This is a genomic window from Achromobacter colocynthidis (genome assembly GCF_057334535.1).
The window spans coordinates 65,147-79,607 of sequence record NZ_JBHFIZ010000033.1 but is presented as its reverse complement, the minus strand read 5'-3'; the positions used below and the strand labels follow the sequence as shown (position 1 = coordinate 79,607).

General features: G+C 63.5%; 18 protein-coding genes. 10 read left to right on the top strand and 8 right to left on the bottom strand.

All coding sequences use genetic code 11. The features are described from left to right. The first annotated feature begins 549 nt into the window (after nt 1–549). Nucleotides 550–906 (top strand): phage tail protein, encoded by a 357-nt coding sequence (locus ACE04A_RS15735; RefSeq protein ID WP_485820271.1) that lies wholly within the window; start codon nt 550–552, stop codon nt 904–906. A gap of 3 nt (nt 907–909) precedes the next feature. Here ACE04A_RS15735 and ACE04A_RS15730 read toward each other — a convergent pair whose 3' ends face one another. Then, nucleotides 910–1,932: a tyrosine-type recombinase/integrase gene (locus ACE04A_RS15730; RefSeq protein ID WP_485820286.1), complete on the bottom strand. Its 1,023-nt coding sequence runs from the start codon at nt 1,930–1,932 to the stop codon at nt 910–912. Between the two features lie 127 nt (nt 1,933–2,059). On the opposite strand from ACE04A_RS15730, the gene ACE04A_RS15725 reads away from it, so the two are divergent. From ACE04A_RS15725 to ACE04A_RS15710, 4 genes are all read left to right on the top strand, one after another. Next, nucleotides 2,060–2,524 carry a hypothetical protein gene (locus ACE04A_RS15725; RefSeq protein WP_448718073.1) on the top strand — a complete coding sequence of 155 codons (465 nt, stop codon included), beginning with the start codon at nt 2,060–2,062 and terminating at the stop codon, nt 2,522–2,524. Then, nucleotides 2,514–3,008, top strand: coding sequence for a hypothetical protein (locus ACE04A_RS15720; protein WP_448718074.1), 495 nt, complete (start codon nt 2,514–2,516; stop codon nt 3,006–3,008). The genes ACE04A_RS15725 and ACE04A_RS15720 overlap by 11 nt, the downstream gene beginning before the upstream one ends. After that, nucleotides 2,992–3,258 carry a hypothetical protein gene (locus ACE04A_RS15715; protein ID WP_259245890.1) on the top strand — a complete coding sequence of 89 codons (267 nt, stop codon included), beginning with the start codon at nt 2,992–2,994 and terminating at the stop codon, nt 3,256–3,258. The genes ACE04A_RS15720 and ACE04A_RS15715 overlap by 17 nt, the downstream gene beginning before the upstream one ends. A 223-nt stretch (nt 3,259–3,481) precedes the next feature. Beyond that, nucleotides 3,482–3,952, top strand: coding sequence for a carboxymuconolactone decarboxylase family protein (locus ACE04A_RS15710; protein WP_279997387.1), 471 nt, complete (start codon nt 3,482–3,484; stop codon nt 3,950–3,952). 56 nt (nt 3,953–4,008) lie between these two features. On the opposite strand, the gene ACE04A_RS15705 is transcribed toward ACE04A_RS15710, so the two are convergent. The 3 genes from ACE04A_RS15705 to ACE04A_RS15695 form a co-directional block, all read right to left on the bottom strand. Next, nucleotides 4,009–5,793, bottom strand: coding sequence for a WD40 repeat domain-containing protein (locus ACE04A_RS15705; RefSeq protein WP_448718075.1), 1,785 nt, complete (start codon nt 5,791–5,793; stop codon nt 4,009–4,011). An 18-nt stretch (nt 5,794–5,811) separates the two neighbouring features. Next, nucleotides 5,812–6,801: an Lnb N-terminal periplasmic domain-containing protein gene (locus ACE04A_RS15700; protein ID WP_485820285.1), complete on the bottom strand. Its 990-nt coding sequence runs from the start codon at nt 6,799–6,801 to the stop codon at nt 5,812–5,814. A 166-nt stretch (nt 6,802–6,967) separates the two neighbouring features. Beyond that, entirely contained in the window at nt 6,968–7,135 is a 168-nt protein-coding gene (locus tag ACE04A_RS15695; RefSeq protein WP_167401052.1) for a hypothetical protein, read from the bottom strand. 91 nt (nt 7,136–7,226) lie between these two features. Here ACE04A_RS15695 and ACE04A_RS15690 point away from each other — a divergent pair, with 91 nt between their 5' ends. Then, nucleotides 7,227–7,802 (top strand): hypothetical protein, encoded by a 576-nt coding sequence (locus ACE04A_RS15690; RefSeq protein ID WP_448718078.1) that lies wholly within the window; start codon nt 7,227–7,229, stop codon nt 7,800–7,802. A gap of 124 nt (nt 7,803–7,926) precedes the next feature. On the opposite strand, the gene ACE04A_RS15685 is transcribed toward ACE04A_RS15690, so the two are convergent. Next, entirely contained in the window at nt 7,927–9,222 is a 1,296-nt protein-coding gene (locus ACE04A_RS15685) for an MFS transporter (RefSeq protein WP_485820284.1), read from the bottom strand. Between the two features lie 86 nt (nt 9,223–9,308). On the opposite strand from ACE04A_RS15685, the gene ACE04A_RS15680 reads away from it, so the two are divergent. The 3 genes from ACE04A_RS15680 (at nt 9,309) to ACE04A_RS15670 (ending at nt 11,387) form a co-directional block, all read left to right on the top strand. Continuing rightward, nucleotides 9,309–10,046 (top strand): ArsR/SmtB family transcription factor, encoded by a 738-nt coding sequence (locus ACE04A_RS15680; protein ID WP_448718080.1) that lies wholly within the window; start codon nt 9,309–9,311, stop codon nt 10,044–10,046. A gap of 181 nt (nt 10,047–10,227) precedes the next feature. Further along, entirely contained in the window at nt 10,228–10,893 is a 666-nt protein-coding gene (locus tag ACE04A_RS15675) for an N-acetyltransferase (protein ID WP_448718082.1), read from the top strand. A 221-nt stretch (nt 10,894–11,114) separates the two neighbouring features. Further along, on the top strand, nt 11,115–11,387 hold the full coding sequence (locus ACE04A_RS15670) for a hypothetical protein (RefSeq protein WP_100856747.1): 273 nt from the start codon (nt 11,115–11,117) through the stop codon (nt 11,385–11,387). Here ACE04A_RS15670 and ACE04A_RS15665 read toward each other — a convergent pair. The 3 genes from ACE04A_RS15665 to ypfJ form a co-directional block, all read right to left on the bottom strand. Continuing rightward, nucleotides 11,384–12,148 (bottom strand): DUF1828 domain-containing protein, encoded by a 765-nt coding sequence (locus ACE04A_RS15665; protein WP_100856746.1) that lies wholly within the window; start codon nt 12,146–12,148, stop codon nt 11,384–11,386. The two genes, ACE04A_RS15670 and ACE04A_RS15665, sit on opposite strands and share 4 nt — an antisense overlap. Further along, nucleotides 12,145–12,681 carry a hypothetical protein gene (locus ACE04A_RS15660; protein WP_259245899.1) on the bottom strand — a complete coding sequence of 179 codons (537 nt, stop codon included), beginning with the start codon at nt 12,679–12,681 and terminating at the stop codon, nt 12,145–12,147. Before ACE04A_RS15660 ends, ACE04A_RS15665 begins: the two co-directional genes overlap by 4 nt. Before the next feature lie 184 nt (nt 12,682–12,865). Continuing rightward, complete coding sequence (gene ypfJ, locus ACE04A_RS15655; protein WP_259245900.1) at nt 12,866–13,717, bottom strand: KPN_02809 family neutral zinc metallopeptidase; 852 nt, start codon at nt 13,715–13,717, stop codon at nt 12,866–12,868. A gap of 86 nt (nt 13,718–13,803) precedes the next feature. Here ypfJ and ACE04A_RS15650 point away from each other — a divergent pair, with 86 nt between their 5' ends. Then, complete coding sequence (locus ACE04A_RS15650) at nt 13,804–14,430, top strand: L-threonylcarbamoyladenylate synthase (RefSeq protein ID WP_100856743.1); 627 nt, start codon at nt 13,804–13,806, stop codon at nt 14,428–14,430. The last annotated feature ends 31 nt before the right edge of the window (nt 14,431–14,461 follow it).

The following is a 14,461-nucleotide window of genomic DNA, read 5'->3' as shown; positions in this document are numbered from 1 at the left end:
CACTGCAAATGCGAGGGCGTTGGGAAGTATGCAAACACAGAAGCTTCAAGCTCATTCGCACCCCGGAGTGAACATTGATGGCAGCGCATTTCAAGTCGCGGCATTTACCGCGACTGGTTTGGCATTTGCTGCCAGCGCCGTACATGGCTTCAGGGCTGGCACCAGCAACCTTGGAGTCAATCCATCCACTGGGACGGAAACCCGTCCCATAAACGCAGCGTACTGCCCGCGAATCCACGTGTAGCGTCAGCCGTATGTAGGCTAGACATGAATTCGCGGGTGGTAAGCGGTATTTGCCGGTCGAGTTTCTGTTGCAGTCCGGGTGGTTAAGGACGAGTCGAATTGCATGATGACGTACGGACCAGTCCCAGATGTAGCGACTGCCGCAGTGTTGCCGGCTGCCCCTTGTGCGATGGCTCCGCTAGTGATCGCCACGTCCACCGTGTTGCGCATTCCAAATTGGCCGACGATCTTCTGGGCTGCGTCTCGCTGGCTCGATCCGACGCTTCTCGCATTTGCAGTGCAAATTTCACCTCTTAGGAAAACAATATGCAGAAAGACGTATTCCAGACCGGCGAAGGCGGTCTATATATGTACAAGTCCATCGCCAACGAGCTCGCGCTCACGCCTGACGCATTCAATATTCCCTATGGCGCATTCGAGGATGCGCCGCCAGCCCCGCCCGCAGGAAAATGGCCCCTGCGGGTGGGCGAAGCTTGGATTATGGTCGAGGACTATCGCACCACGCCTTTATGGGTGGTGGAGACTAGCGCGCCTTACTCGATCGGTGCGGAGCATGGTGGCGTAGGCGGCAACGTTAGCTACCCGGGCTGGGGGGAACTACCGGCATGGCTGACCGCGGTAGAACCGCCGCGACCGTTCGAAACGGTTTCGGATGAGACGTAGGTTCTAAGCCGCCAGAGGCAAAGCCTTCGACTCGAGATCGCGCTCACGGCGCATGTCTTCCAGTTGGCGTCGCCCCAGCGGGCTGCGCACCAGCTTCTGGGCTAGCTCTCGGCCGTGCGGGTGGTAATAGCGCAGCAGCATCCGGGTGTCCACGTTGCCGTTGACCTTAGCCAGTTCATGAATCTGGAAAACCGTAGCAAGCTGCGACGTGCCTTCGTGTCGCAGGTCATGAAACCGCAGGTCGCGGAAATAGGCGCTATTCGGCCTACGGCCGTAATGGCGACACATACCTTCATAGCGCAAGCGAGCGCGTCGACGGGCCCGGATGAAGGCCCGCGTGACAGAGCTTGGCTGCATTTGGAATATGCGGCCGCGCAGAGGCTTGCCGGTGCCCCATCGACGCAAAGCCTCGCGCGCACGAGGTGTCAGCGGAACGTTTCGCGCGCGCCCGTTCTTTGTATGCGGCAAGTGCACCACGCCGTGCATGAGGTCCAGGTTTTCGCGCAGGATACCGACTACCTCGGATCGGCGCATGCCCGTTTCTTTGGCAACCATGAGGATGGTGGGTAGCTCTGTCGAGCGGGTGGCGCGGATGATCCATTCCAGTTCTTTGCTAGGGCAGTCGTCTTCGGAGACACCGCGCAATGTGATGCGTTCAAACAGTCGGCGGTCTCGCGCGTCATCAACTGCCGGTCGGCGCACCAGTTGGACCGGATTGGCCAATTGGTCAAAGCCCCAGTCTTTTCGGATCACGGTGTAGACGTGGGACAGGAAGGCCATCCGCCGTACCACCGTAGCGGGTGCTCTGTCCTTAAGCCACTCGTCTCTCAGTTCGGTCAAGTCGGAGCTACGGATCCGGTCAACCGGCCGAATGGCCAGCCGCGTGGCGCGCCAGACGCGTGCGATGGACTGCTCTGCGACGTGTCCTTTCTTTGTGGACGATACCTCGGCCAGATAGCGCGTGAGCGCTTCGGCCAGGGTGGGCATGGACTTGCGGCGGGGCTGACGGCGGGACCAGGGTTTCATGGGCAAAAGCCCGGAGTTGTAACGCACATCCGATAGTCGTGCTTTTTTCGTTGCCCGCCTGTGCGGGCATTTTTCCGTCCCTACAGGAGGCCTCATCCTGCACACACTTTTCAGGAGCAACCCCAACATGGAACCCGGTTCTACCAGTCTGGGCGGCCTGGCCGCCCTGAAGGTCGCGATGGCGTATGGCATTCCGGCTGCGATCGCGGCCATGCTTGGCCTCTTGATCATGCCGCCGCATAGCATTCGCGAGTTCACCGTCCGCACGGTATCCACCGTGGCCTGTTCTTTTCTCTTCGGCCCTGCGCTTGCCGCCGCCGTCATCACCTGGAAGCCTGCCTTGATGCAATCCATGACCTGGCTGGCGCAGCATGGCGCGGGCACGGATGACGCTTTGCTCGCCAAGTTCTACGGCCTGGGTCCCAGCATGTTGCTGGCCGGCCTGCCCGCGTGGTGGGTGCTGGGCGCCTATATGCGCTGGATGGCCAGCATGCGGAAAAAAGGTGTGTTGGAGTGGCTGGTGGACGCGCGCCGCAAGCTGTTCGGCGTCGGTGTGCGTCGGCGGGGAGGGGGAAACAACCATGGATCTTGATGCCATCACCGATGCCGCGATCTTGCCTGCACTCGCGCTGCTTCCGCCAGCCATGAATACTCCCCAAGCCCGCGTGCTGCTGCTTGCCATCGGCTTGCAGGAAAGCCGCTTTCAGCATCGCCGCCAGATCGGCGGGCCGGCGCGTGGGTTCTGGCAGTTCGAGCGTAACGGCGGTGTGCGCGGGGTGTTGATGCATCCCGCCAGCCGCGAAGACGCACTGCGGATTTGCGCGGCTCGTCACGTTGCTCCGGTCTCCGCAACCATCCATGCGACCTTGGAAACGGACGACATCCTTGCCGCCGCGTTTGCACGCCTGTTGCTGTGGACGGACCCGCAGCGGTTGCCCGTCGCGGGCGATGCCGACGGCGCTTGGGCGCTTTACCTGCGTACCTGGCGTCCGGGTAAGCCGCATCCGCAGACGTGGTCTGCGTTGTATGCACAAGCCTTGTCCGCGATGGAGGCCGAACATGCGCGCCTGGCTTGAGCGTTTCACGGGAACGGCGATGGCCGCTTTGGCTGCGATCGCCGTGTTGTTGCTGGCTTACTTGCGGGGGCGCAGCACGGGCCGCAGCGCCGAGCGCGAGCAGCGCGACATGCAAATCAACCGGCAGGCCGATGAGGCTCGGCAGGAGGTAAGGAATGTTCAGGATCAGACGGCGCGTATGGATGACGCTGCCATTGCTGATGAGCTTAAGCGTGACTGGGTGCGTGGCGCCGGCCCGGGTGGGCGTTGAATATTGCGAGCACGCGCGGCCGATCTATTTCGATGAAGCGGCGCAGGTGGATGCCACGCCGGATTCTATTCGCCGGCAGATCCGGGACGGCAATGCCGTCTGGCGCAAGCTGTGCGGCGGTGCGCCGTCATGACCTAGTCCATATTGCGATTTATGGCTCTATTCGGCTCGGCCGGGCAGGTGCACGATAGCGGTTCTGAAATATTTCTATCCAGGATTCACCATGAGCTCTCGCCTCGACTATGCCCAAGCTTCGCCCGATGGTTACAAGGCCTTCGGCGCGGTATACGCCTACCTGCATGACTGCGGGCTGCCCAAGACCTTGGTCAACCTTGTCTTTCTGCGCGTATCGCAGATCAATGGCTGCGCTTACTGCATCGACATGCATTCGCGTGACCTGATCAAGCAGGGCGTGACCGTGGACAAGCTGGTGCTGGTGCCGGTGTGGCACGAAGCGGGCGCTGTGTTCACGCAGCAGGAACGCGCGGCGTTTGCCTGGGCGGAAAGCGTGACGCGCGTGGCGGATACCGGCGTGCCCGACGCGGACTATGCGGCGGCTGCCGCTGAGTTCAACGACAAGGAACTGGCGGACCTGACCTACGCGATCGGGCTGATGAACGCCTTCAACCGTCTGGGCGTGTCGTTCAGGGCCACGCCGGCCGCCACCAAGGCGGCAGAGAAGGCGGCGCGCTGAGTCAGTCAAGACACCATCTCTGCGACACGGGCGGCGCAAGAATCAGGCAGTTGTTTTCAATCCAGATTGATGACGGATTGGGTGGCCTGCGTAGTGGCGGCGCTATCGGTGCGGATGTCGGCGTCGGCATTGACGTCCTGGTTTTCGCACAGCGCACCGATGTCCAGCACCGCGATCCGGCCATCCACCGTGCCGGCCAATAGCGATTGCCCGTTCGCATCCATGGCGAAGATCACCGTCGGCAGGCCATCGACGTGCACGCGGGCGTGCCGCCGCAGTGCGCCGCTTTGCGCGTCGATCAGTTGTAGCGAGCCGTCAAGAAAGGCGGCGGCGATCAGGTCAACGCTCGGAAGGTGCACGATGGCGCTGGCTGACGCGGGAATGGGGCGCCGCCATCGTTCGCGGTCTCGGTCCAGCGGCTTGCGGTAGATAAAGCCGCTGTAGGGGGCGCGCACGTCGGGCGAATAGTGTTTGCCGCTGATGATGACGGCCGCGCCCAGCGCATCGTCGACGTAGGCGCCGCACAGCTCCATCGCATGGCTGGCGGGATCGCGGTTGGCTTTCAAGACGGGCCATAGCCGCCGCACCGCGCCGTCGGGCTGGACGACGCACAGGGTTTTGCGTTCATGCGAACTGGCCGGCGTGCCTTGCAACAGAAACAGGCAGGGCGCGTGGCGGATGCGGATGTAGTGGTTGAAGCAATCGTAATGACCAAGGTCTGGCCGGTGTTCGATGCCGGCGGCCAAGTCCAGCAGCACGTCGCGCGCGCCCGTGTCGGCGACGGGAAAGCGGTTCTGGCGGCCCAGGATCTGGCCTTGGCTTGTGGCCGAAAACGTGAAATCGCCGTCGTAGGCGCGTGTCAGGCGCAGGCCGCCACCGCTACCGCCACCGCTACCGCCACCGCTACCGCTGTCATTCAACGTGTATAGCCGTGCGTCCTGCCGGCCGAATGGGCGGCCACGCGCGCTGGCCTCGACGACGTGCACCAATACGTCCTTTGACTTGATGATCTCAACGCCATGGCCCGCGCCGGAATACGCGGCTAGGCGCTTGCCGTCACGGTGGTAGACCTCAAGCTGGCAGCCCTCATGCACGGCGGCGTAGCGGTCGCGATCCAACCAGGCCACGTCCAGGATGGCGTCTTGGCGTGCCCAGTCGCTAACGTTGAACCATGCGCGCAAGCGTGCATCAAGTTCGTCTGTGTGGGGTACGTGCAAGGCCGGTGCGCGCGCATCCGCAGGGACGCGATGGGCAACGTCGAGGTTCACGTCCAGCGGTTGCGACGTGGGGCCGGGCGCGGGCGCGCGCACGCTGAACAAGGTGTCGAACGGGTCATCGTCGATGTCGGCTCCGTCGCGGTCCGCACGGTCGCTCGGCGGGCACCACTCTTCATCCCAGGGCCGTACCCAGGCCTCGATGTCATCACCCGTTGCGTTGTAGCGGCACCGCACCACTTCGGGCACATGGTTGTAGGGCCGGACGCCATGCGCCTCGCACCAGTTCCAGACGACAAGATCGCCTTCGAACAGGTAGCCGCCGTCGTAGCTGCCGGCGCCGATGGCCACCATCGTGCCGGTTGGATGAAAGGCGACATCGTTGACGGGAAAGTGCAGGTCGTCAAAGGCGGCGAAGGGAATGAGCGAATCACGCCGGTACAGCGCCAAGCGATAGCGTAGGGCGCGGCCGCCATAGGCAGCCCGCGCACGGGGATGCGCCAGTAACGGGAATGCCGACGCCACGGCCGCCACGTCGCCCGCCGCGTTGAAGAACACGCCGCTGATTTTGCCGCTGCCGCGTAGCGTTGGTTGCGGGGTTGGGGCCGAGGCCGTCAATGTCGTCATGGTGCGCTTGTAAAAAAGCTACGAAGGGCCAATGCCCGGAACGCCCTGCCGGATGATCCGAGAAAACCCCGCGGCATCCCCGTGAGCGCGTGCCCGGTCGGTGTAGCGGCCCCGCTTGCGATACTGCGCGGCGCTGTCCGCGCCTTGCAGCACGCGCAGGTCGAAGAAATACTCGGGCAGGTAGCCGGATGCCAGTTGGCGGTAGTCCAGCGGAAGACCCGGCACGATGCGCCGAGCCATCTGGAACACGATGGTGGTGCAGTTGGCCGTCAGCGTGTGATAGAAGCGGGGCGTGTCGCGCAGCCGGTTGGCGCTGTCCACATACGCCAGGAACAACGAGCGCGCATTGTCTGGCGGCATGTGGATGCGGTACAGGTAGCAGTCTTCGCCGCGCACGTTGGTGCGTACGCGCAGGCTGTCTTCTTCGGTCGACGCAATCAGGCTCAGCTCGTACAGCTTGAAAAAGCCACCTATTTCTGAAAAGCGGTCGCCTTCCTTGCGGCGGATTTCCACCGAGAACACCACGTATTGATCATCGCCGAAACCAAACGACACCAAGGCGTGGGCAATGGCCGGGCGGCCCCAGTACGACAGCGCCACGTCCACGGATTGCAGCTCGTTGAGCGCGTAGCGGTGGGTTTCCCAATGGGGCGTGAAGTCGGTGCGGCTGCGCCAGTCGAAGTTGCGCACGTTGTGCAGCGTGACCTGATCGCCGTCGATCTCGCCGTGCGTTTGGCGTGAGACTTCCGGGATCCATGTCCGTTCGTTTGATGGGCTGATGCGTGCCCACCAGACGCCTAGCGCCAGCATAGCCAGCGCGAAGCCGTAGCCGGCGGCGCGCCATGCGGGCCAGGCCAATGCGGCCAAGGCCGCCAACGCCAGCATCAACCAGGCCAGCGTCAGCACACCCCTTGCCGTGGGGGCCAAGGGCGCGCGTATCCACAACGCCAGCGCGCCCCAGGCGGCGACCAGCGTGATGGTGATGCCAAGCAGGATGGAAACGGTCATGGGATCCCTGAGCGGACGAGGCCGCCAGAGTATGGCCGGGCTTGATTTGAACCGTCAATTGCGCCGTGGGGGTGGCGGCGCGGGTTCCGTCAGGGCAACGGGTGGCGGTGGGGCCGGCATGGGACGGACAACGCCGCACAGGCGGCGTGTGTCCTGGCCGGCAGCATCATGAACGCGCCCGGCTTGTGGCCGGCGGTTCTTTTTTGGCGCGCGGTTTAGGCGCGGGTTTTTTGACTTCGGCAGGAGCGTCGAACTCCTGTTTATTGCGCTCACCGCGTGGGGTGTTTTCCGGATGAGGCTTGGGAAAGGCCCAGGGCTTCGTTTTCTGATCCATTGCATGTACTCCTTGCACAGGCGGAACAGTAGCATTAGCCGTGGCTGTGGGTAAGTGAGGGTTGACGTCAATATTCATCACATCGTGATTCTTGAAAAAAATACTCGGGCGTTTTGACGGGGCGTCGCCTGCAATGTTCCCCGCTTGCGGCAAGCTGGCGTATCGCCGTCCGGAACGCTATGTGCTGGCAGTCCGTGCGCCGTTCGTTAAAGACATGGTCCGGGTGTCGCGCAGCGTGTCGATCCCGGCCCATCCCTTTGCCGCATGGCTGCGTTGTGCTCTGTCGGAGCTGCCGAATTTTACGCAGATTGCGAACGCCGCGATGCGACGCGGTCGGCAAGCCTTTCGATTGCCCTCTCCGACGGGTAAACCCTGTCAGGAACTGGAGCTCATCCATTTTTTTCAGGGGGAGCAACGCAGCCGCCGCAGCACGCGGCGCTACGATCGAAAGCGTGCACGTAGGGGGATCACTATGGACACCGCCAAGGAATGGTATGCCGCTGTCAGGGAATGGCAACGCGCCCGCGACGAGCTTACCGCGGCCATCGCCGCCATCAAGTGGCCCAGCCCCACGCCAGGGTGCCTGGAAAACTACGACCGCGCCTACGCGCGCGAAACCGAAGCGCGGGAACGCATGAATCAAGCTTATGAGCGTGTCCGACGATAAGCGCTGGCGCGGCGATATCTGCTGAAGTGGCTCTATTAAACAGGGAAACGATAGCCCTTTGCATGGGGCCATGAAGGCGTTAGGCCTACATCACGCCTGCGGCGGCGTGGCGCCGGCGTCGCGGTCATGGCCGCGCGGGTGGCGCGCCGGGGTCCACCGGCATGATGGCGGCAGGCGGCGCAACCCGCGTTGCCGCATGGCCGCGTCCGGCCGCAAAGCAGACGATGGCGGCGCCCTGCAACAGGGCCGCCGCCGCCAGAAACCCGATCATCGCCTGCCCGCTTGCATCCAGCACCGCGCGCAGCAGGCCGAACAGCGCGGGCGCGAAGGCGTAGGCGCCTTGCGATAGCGCAACAATCAACGGCACCACGCGCAGGCTGTCTTCGCGCGCGAATTCCGTTTGCGCGATCAACGGCGGCAAGGACGTGGCGTTGCCGATGCCCGACCCGAACAGGATGACGCCCAGCCACACCGCCCATTGATGGTCGGCCGCCAGCATCAACGTGAACGACCCGCAGATTTGCACGGCGTAGGCCACGCACGCGACCTTGCGCCGATCCGCGCCGGCGGGCATCAACGCGCCCACGATGGTGCGGCCGGCGATGGCCGCCGCCGTGGCCAAACCCATTGCGATGCCGGCCGTTTGCGCGCCCAGCAACGGCGCCAATAGCGACAGCAGATGCGCGATCAGCCCGATCTGGGCGAACAAGCCCAGCGCCATGCCGCCCGCCAGCGTCAGAAAGGCGCGGTCGTGCCACAGGCGGGGAACGCGGGGCAGGGAGGCGGGGGGCGCCGCAACCGGCTGGGGGGCGTCGTCCCCGTCGGGCAATTGGCCCAACTGCTGCGGCGTGACCGAGAACACCTTGCGCGCCAGCAGCGCAACCACCACCACCATCACCGCGCCGACCCACCATGCTGCCTGGGCAAAGCCCGCCTGCGCGATCAAAAACACCCACAGCGGCGAGAACACAATGCCGCCCACGCTGGCGCCGTTATAGGCCATGCCCAGCGCGGCCGGCCGCCGCCGCACGAACCAGGGGGCGATCAGCGCATTGACCGCCGCGGCGCCCAATGCCACCCAGCCCATGCCGCTCAACATCGCGGCGCCATACAACTGCCACGGCGCCACGGCCGTTGACCAACCGGTCACACCCAAGGCCAGCAACACCGCGCCGCCGAAGGTGACTTGCGGCACGCCGATGCGGCGGTACAGGCGGGGCAGGTTGGCGACCACCACGGTGCCGCTAAGAAAGTGCAGCGTGACGGCGCCGGACACCAACGCCACGCTCCAACCGGTGCGTTGCACCAGGGCATGCAGGAACACGGGCGGGCCGTAAAAGCCCACGCCCCAGCCGAAGATGGCCAGCACGAACGTGGCGGCAAGGACTTTCCAACCGAAGAAGGCGGACGAGGTAGACATGATTTTCGGATTTGTCGGGATGTTCTGTTGAGATGAGCCGCAGTATGCTTAGGCCTTGCACACAACACTTTGGTCTATAGCGAATCATGGAATCCGAGTCCGCCGACATCAATCTCTCGGCCGTGGCGGGCGCCATTGCCGACCCGGCCCGCGCCCGCATGCTGTGCCTGCTGCTGGACGGGCGCGCGCGCACCGCGACCGAGCTGGCCGCCGCCGCCGATATCGGCGCATCCACGGCCAGCAGCCATTTTCAGCGCCTGCGTGAGCAAGGCCTGGTCGACATGGCCGTTCAAGGCAAGCATCGCTACTATCGCCTGGCCAACGGCGAAGTGGGGCATGCGCTGGAAGCCTTGCTGGTGGTGGCGGGCGCCGAGCGCGTGCCCTTCAAACCGAATACACCGTCCGCGCTGCGCGAAGCCCGCACCTGCTATGACCATATGGCCGGCACGCTGGCCGTGCGAATTCACGACGCCATGATCGCGCGCCATTGGCTGGCGGCTGATGGCCGCGACTACACGCTGACCCCGCTGGGCGAGGCTTCTTTGGCTCAGGTGGGGGTGGACGTTGCGCAGGCGCGGCAGCGGCGGCGCCGCTTTGCCTGCGCCTGCCTGGACTGGAGCGAGCGCCGTTCGCACCTGGGCGGCGCACTGGGCGCGGCCTTGCTAAGCGCCTTGGTGGACCGAGGCTGGATCGAAAAAAGCCTGGATTCGCGCGCGCTGTCGGTCACGCGAAAAGGCGCGCGGCAGTTTCCGGCTTTCTTCGGCGCATCCGATGCGCAGGCCGCCCACGACGGGCTGCATGGGGACGCGCATGCCGCGGCATAGCCTGCAAGCCTTCGTTTTGCGCGTTCTCGGCTCGGGCCGATGGCGGCGCATTGAACATTGTCATTCCAGCCGCGAATGCGGCTTTTTTTTTGTCGGCTTGTTTACGTTCAAGTCTTCTTGAGCATTGTTTCTTTCCACTGTTTTTCTCAATAGCCTTATCAACTTTCGTCAGGAGGGGGCCTTGCCTACGTTGGCGCTGCGCGCATTTCGTTTTCCCACCCGTTTCGTCACGGAGCTTCGCATTGACGTCAACCACGCGCCAGAAGAAGTCGAGCGTGAACTCGACGCCATCCACCAGCGGATGCAGCGGCCTTCGGACCGCTTGCATGGGTTGCCGCAGGTGCAGACGGACATCCCCGGCATCGTGCTGCGTTATCGCGAGGCCGACGGCGAGTACTACGTGTATGTGGTGGACGTGCGGCGCGACCGCGTGGCGGGCTACACGGTCTTCAATCGCTTGATTGAAGTAGGCAAGCGGGCCGACCCTTTCGTGCGTGCGCCGCATTCCAAGTACGCCGCGCCGTATCAGGGCATGGGGCTGGCCACGGCGGTTTACCGCTGGGGCCTGGATGCGGGCTTGTGCATCATCAGCGGCGCGCGCCAATCGCCCGGCGCGCATCGGCTATGGATGGGTCTGGCACGCCACTACGAACTGGGCTATGTGGATTTGCGGCGCAAGCAATTGCGCTATCTGGGCAAGCAGGTACGGCCTCAGGTGCTTGAAGACCTGCACACCCGCATGATCATGCTGGGGCGCGGCTGGGACATGCCTGATTACATGCAGGCAATAGGGATGATTTCGTCCGAAGATGCGCTTTCGCAACAGGACCTAGGGAAATCCCTGTGAATCGTTAGGCGCGGTTGCGTGACAAAAAGCGGCGTCAGCTGAAAAGCCGCGCCAGGCTTGCCATTGCGTTCACCACCCCGCCATGCGGGGTGACCACATAGAAACGGGGACGCAATTATTGCAATGCAACAGTGTTTCCATTAACCACCGAGGTTACAAAACATATCCGAACTGTCATGAACGGTCGGGGTATGCTGATTCGCAGAACGAGGGCATCCGAAGTGCATCAAAACAACTTGATCTACAAGGGATACCGGCTGACAGCCAAGGTGTCCCGGGGCGCGGACGCTGAAATTCCAGCGTTGCCCAGCGGCCCCGTATTCATCGCATCGGTAATGGTGGTTCAGGCAGGCGCCGTGCTGGAAGGCGGCGACGAATATCCGGTTCCGCGCTTTGCGGACGGCGGATTTGTCTATAGTCCACGCGAAGCCGTGCACGCGGCCATCTTGCATGGCCGCGAAATCGTCGACGGCCTGACGAACATGCCGTCCTAGCCGGAAAAGACTTCCCGCCAATCGCGCGTCTTGGCCAGCGTCTGCACGGTTGCGGACTGCTCAAGTATGGTCACGGCCTTTTTGAATTCCTCGGCCGTGGCGCCGTCTTCCAGGATGACCATGCGCGAGTTGCGCGCGTCGGCCATCTTCACGTCCGACATCTTGCCGTGGGTTTGATAGACCTGCGTCCAGTCCATCTTCTTGCCGGCTTTCAGCGCAATCGGTTCGATGTAGGTCAGCGCCGTGCTGCCTGCCGCGCGCACGGCGAACGCGAAGTCGGCCGTGTGGCCGCTGCTGCCCTTGGCGCGCGCGCCCTTGACCATGCGGTTTGCGCCCACGCCTTCAGCCAGCGCGCGGCCCACCTGGGCGCGAAAACGCAGTTGGCTGAACTTGGGCATCCACTTGGCGCATTGGAACGACAGCGCCATCGCCAGCTTCACCGCGTCCCACAAGGCTTCCTGCAACTGCTCGTTTGGGCCGCTTGCCACGATGGCGCCGTCGCGGTCGAAATGCGCCAGGCTGACGCCGGGCGTTTCGTTCAGCATGTCGATGCGTTTGGGGCCTATCTCGATGCCGTAGCTGGAGGCGTGCATCGAGGTCTCACAGGCGTCGGTCAGATAGAACGTGGCGTCGTCCGGGTGCGCGATGAAGAAGGCCGCGTGCTGGCCGTCCAGCCCCAAGGTCATGGGGGCGACGGCGCGAATGGCATGTTCACCGGCCGGCAGGACGGTCCAGCCGGAGGCTTCCAGAAAATTACTCATAGGATCAGTTCGATTTGGCGGCCTTTGAGGGGATGCGCAAAACCGCCGACTAGCGTCAGGTTTGCCCGCGGCAGGAAGTACTGCATCAGCGCGCCGATATTGTGCAGGGCGGGCACGATCGGCTCGGCATAGCCTTCGCCTTCGTCCACCCAGATATGTTCGTGGCTGCGGTCCGCAAGCGGCTTGCGAAACTGCGGCCGGCCTTCGCCCACCAGACTGGTGTGAAAAGAGTCGTCCGTGTCCACGCCGAATACGCGGTGCGGCCCGACGAACAGGCTGGCACAGAACGCTTCGGTGAGGAAGATCGTGGCCTGCCCGTGCACCACGGTACGCGCGCCACGGTAGGTGACGCGAAAGATCACGTCGTCGCGCACTTCGCCCTTGACCTTGCACGCGCTGCTGAACTCCATCCACTGGAGGTTGTTGGCGGCAGGCTTGGGCAACCAGGTGATCGGTTTTACGGTTTCCTTGGGTTCGGCAAGGATCTCTTGCACCTCATCAACAGTAATTAACGGTTCGAACTTGTTGGCCATAAAACGGATCTAGGGTCTTTGAACTGCGCGCTGGATGCGCGGCACGCTCGCGGCATGGCGCAGCGGACTCATGCGCGCAAACAGGGCGAGGGGGCGTAATCTTACAAGATGGAGTCAGCGCAAACCCTTTGCTGTATGGATATACAGCAAAGGGGGCGGTGCGAATCAGGCGTTCAGCCGACGACTACAAGGTGCTGGCCGCGAAGGTATCGCATTGCTTGATGTTGCCGCTTTCCAGGCCGCGCTTGAACCAGCGCACGCGCTGGGCGGACGAGCCATGGGTGAAAGAGTCTGGCACGGCATAGCCTTGCGCCTGCTTTTGCAGGCGGTCGTCGCCGATGGCGGTGGCCGCGCCCAGCGCTTCTTCGATATCCCCGCCTTCCAGAATGTTGCGAGCCGCGTTGGCGCGTTGCGCCCACAAGCCGGCAAAGCAGTCGGCCTGCAACTCCACCCGCACCGACAGCGCATTGGCCTGGGCCGGATTACGGCGGCGCAGTTGGTCCACCTGATCCGAAATGCCCAGCAGATGCTGCACGTGGTGTCCGACTTCGTGCGCGATCACATAGGCTTGCGCGAAATCGCCCGGCGCCTTGAACTGGTTTTGCAATTCATCGAAGAACGCCAGGTCGATATACACCTTGCTGTCGCCCGGGCAGTAGAACGGCCCCATCGCGGATTGGCCCGTGCCACACGCGGTGGGCGTAGCGCCACGGAACAGCACCAACTTGGGCGCGACGTATTGGCGGTTCAGGTCTTTCTGAAAGATGGCGGCCCAGGTGTCTTCGGTTTCGCCCAGCACCTTGGCCACGAAGCGCGCTTGCGGGTCGTTGGCGGGCGGCTGGCTCGCGGGCGTTTGCTGCGTTGCGGGCGGGCCTTCGGCCATCTGCAGGACCACGCTGGGGTCCACGCCGAAGTACATGGCTACCAAGGCAAGTACTATCGTACCGATGCCGATGGTGCCTCGGCCGCCGATACGGGGGCCGCGAGACCGTCGGTCTTCAACGTTGTCGCTTTCGCGCGAGTCATCGAGGCGCATACTGTTTCTCCGGGCGGGTCGGCATCCCCGCCATTTTGCATCGCCGCTCGTCGTTGAGCGGCATTCAAGAGTGTTAGGATAATCCCATGGCTCTGCATTTATCTATTCATCCTGCGAATCCTCAACCTCGCCTGCTCAAGCAGGCAGCCCAATGGCTGAACGATGGGGGCCTTGTGGCCGTACCCACCGATTCCAGCTACGCCGTTGTCGCGCGGCTGGACGACAAAGACGCCGCGGACGGCCTGCGCCGGCTACGCGGTCTGGACGAAAGACATCACTTGACGCTGCTGTGCCGTGACTTGGCCGAAATCGGCCATTTCGCGCGGGTCGACAACAAGCAATACCGCTTGTTGAAGGCTGCCACGCCGGGTCCGTGGACCTTCATTCTTGAAGCCACCAAGGAAGTGCCGCGGCGCGTATCGCACCCGTCGCGCAAGACCATCGGCATTCGCGTCCCCGATCACCTCGTAATGCTGGGCCTGCTGGAGCAAGTTGGCGCGCCGCTGCTTTCCACCACGCTCATTCCCAAGGACGAAATCGACGCGTTGAACGACGCCGAAGCCATCCGCGAACGCTACGACCACGATCTGGCCGCCATCATCGACGCGGGCGCCTGCCCGCAGTCACCCACCACCGTCATCGACCTGACCAGCGACGATCCCGTCGTGGTCCGCGTGGGCCGCGGCGACCCGGCCACGCTTGGTCTTGCCTGACTTCCCTTTCCCTGCGTTACCCTTGCGTGGG

Excerpts from the sequence above, each read along its gene's own strand:
- ypfJ (WP_259245900.1), bottom strand. The coding sequence starts at position 13,717 with ATGCGCCTCGATGACTCGCGCGAAAGCGACAACGTTGAAGACCGACGG.
- ACE04A_RS15650 (WP_100856743.1), top strand. The coding sequence starts at position 13,804 with ATGGCTCTGCATTTATCTATTCATCCTGCGAATCCTCAACCTCGCCTG.
- ACE04A_RS15720 (WP_448718074.1), top strand. The coding sequence starts at position 2,514 with ATGGATCTTGATGCCATCACCGATGCCGCGATCTTGCCTGCACTCGCG.
- ACE04A_RS15660 (WP_259245899.1), bottom strand. The coding sequence starts at position 12,681 with ATGGCCAACAAGTTCGAACCGTTAATTACTGTTGATGAGGTGCAAGAG.
- ACE04A_RS15705 (WP_448718075.1), bottom strand. The coding sequence starts at position 5,793 with ATGACGACATTGACGGCCTCGGCCCCAACCCCGCAACCAACGCTACGC.
- ACE04A_RS15725 (WP_448718073.1), top strand. The coding sequence starts at position 2,060 with ATGGAACCCGGTTCTACCAGTCTGGGCGGCCTGGCCGCCCTGAAGGTC.
- ACE04A_RS15665 (WP_100856746.1), bottom strand. The coding sequence starts at position 12,148 with ATGAGTAATTTTCTGGAAGCCTCCGGCTGGACCGTCCTGCCGGCCGGT.
- ACE04A_RS15715 (WP_259245890.1), top strand. The coding sequence starts at position 2,992 with ATGCGCGCCTGGCTTGAGCGTTTCACGGGAACGGCGATGGCCGCTTTG.
- ACE04A_RS15685 (WP_485820284.1), bottom strand. The coding sequence starts at position 9,222 with ATGTCTACCTCGTCCGCCTTCTTCGGTTGGAAAGTCCTTGCCGCCACG.
- ACE04A_RS15680 (WP_448718080.1), top strand. The coding sequence starts at position 9,309 with ATGGAATCCGAGTCCGCCGACATCAATCTCTCGGCCGTGGCGGGCGCC.
- ACE04A_RS15710 (WP_279997387.1), top strand. The coding sequence starts at position 3,482 with ATGAGCTCTCGCCTCGACTATGCCCAAGCTTCGCCCGATGGTTACAAG.
- ACE04A_RS15735 (WP_485820271.1), top strand. The coding sequence starts at position 550 with ATGCAGAAAGACGTATTCCAGACCGGCGAAGGCGGTCTATATATGTAC.
- ACE04A_RS15700 (WP_485820285.1), bottom strand. The coding sequence starts at position 6,801 with ATGACCGTTTCCATCCTGCTTGGCATCACCATCACGCTGGTCGCCGCC.
- ACE04A_RS15730 (WP_485820286.1), bottom strand. The coding sequence starts at position 1,932 with ATGAAACCCTGGTCCCGCCGTCAGCCCCGCCGCAAGTCCATGCCCACC.
- ACE04A_RS15695 (WP_167401052.1), bottom strand. The coding sequence starts at position 7,135 with ATGGATCAGAAAACGAAGCCCTGGGCCTTTCCCAAGCCTCATCCGGAA.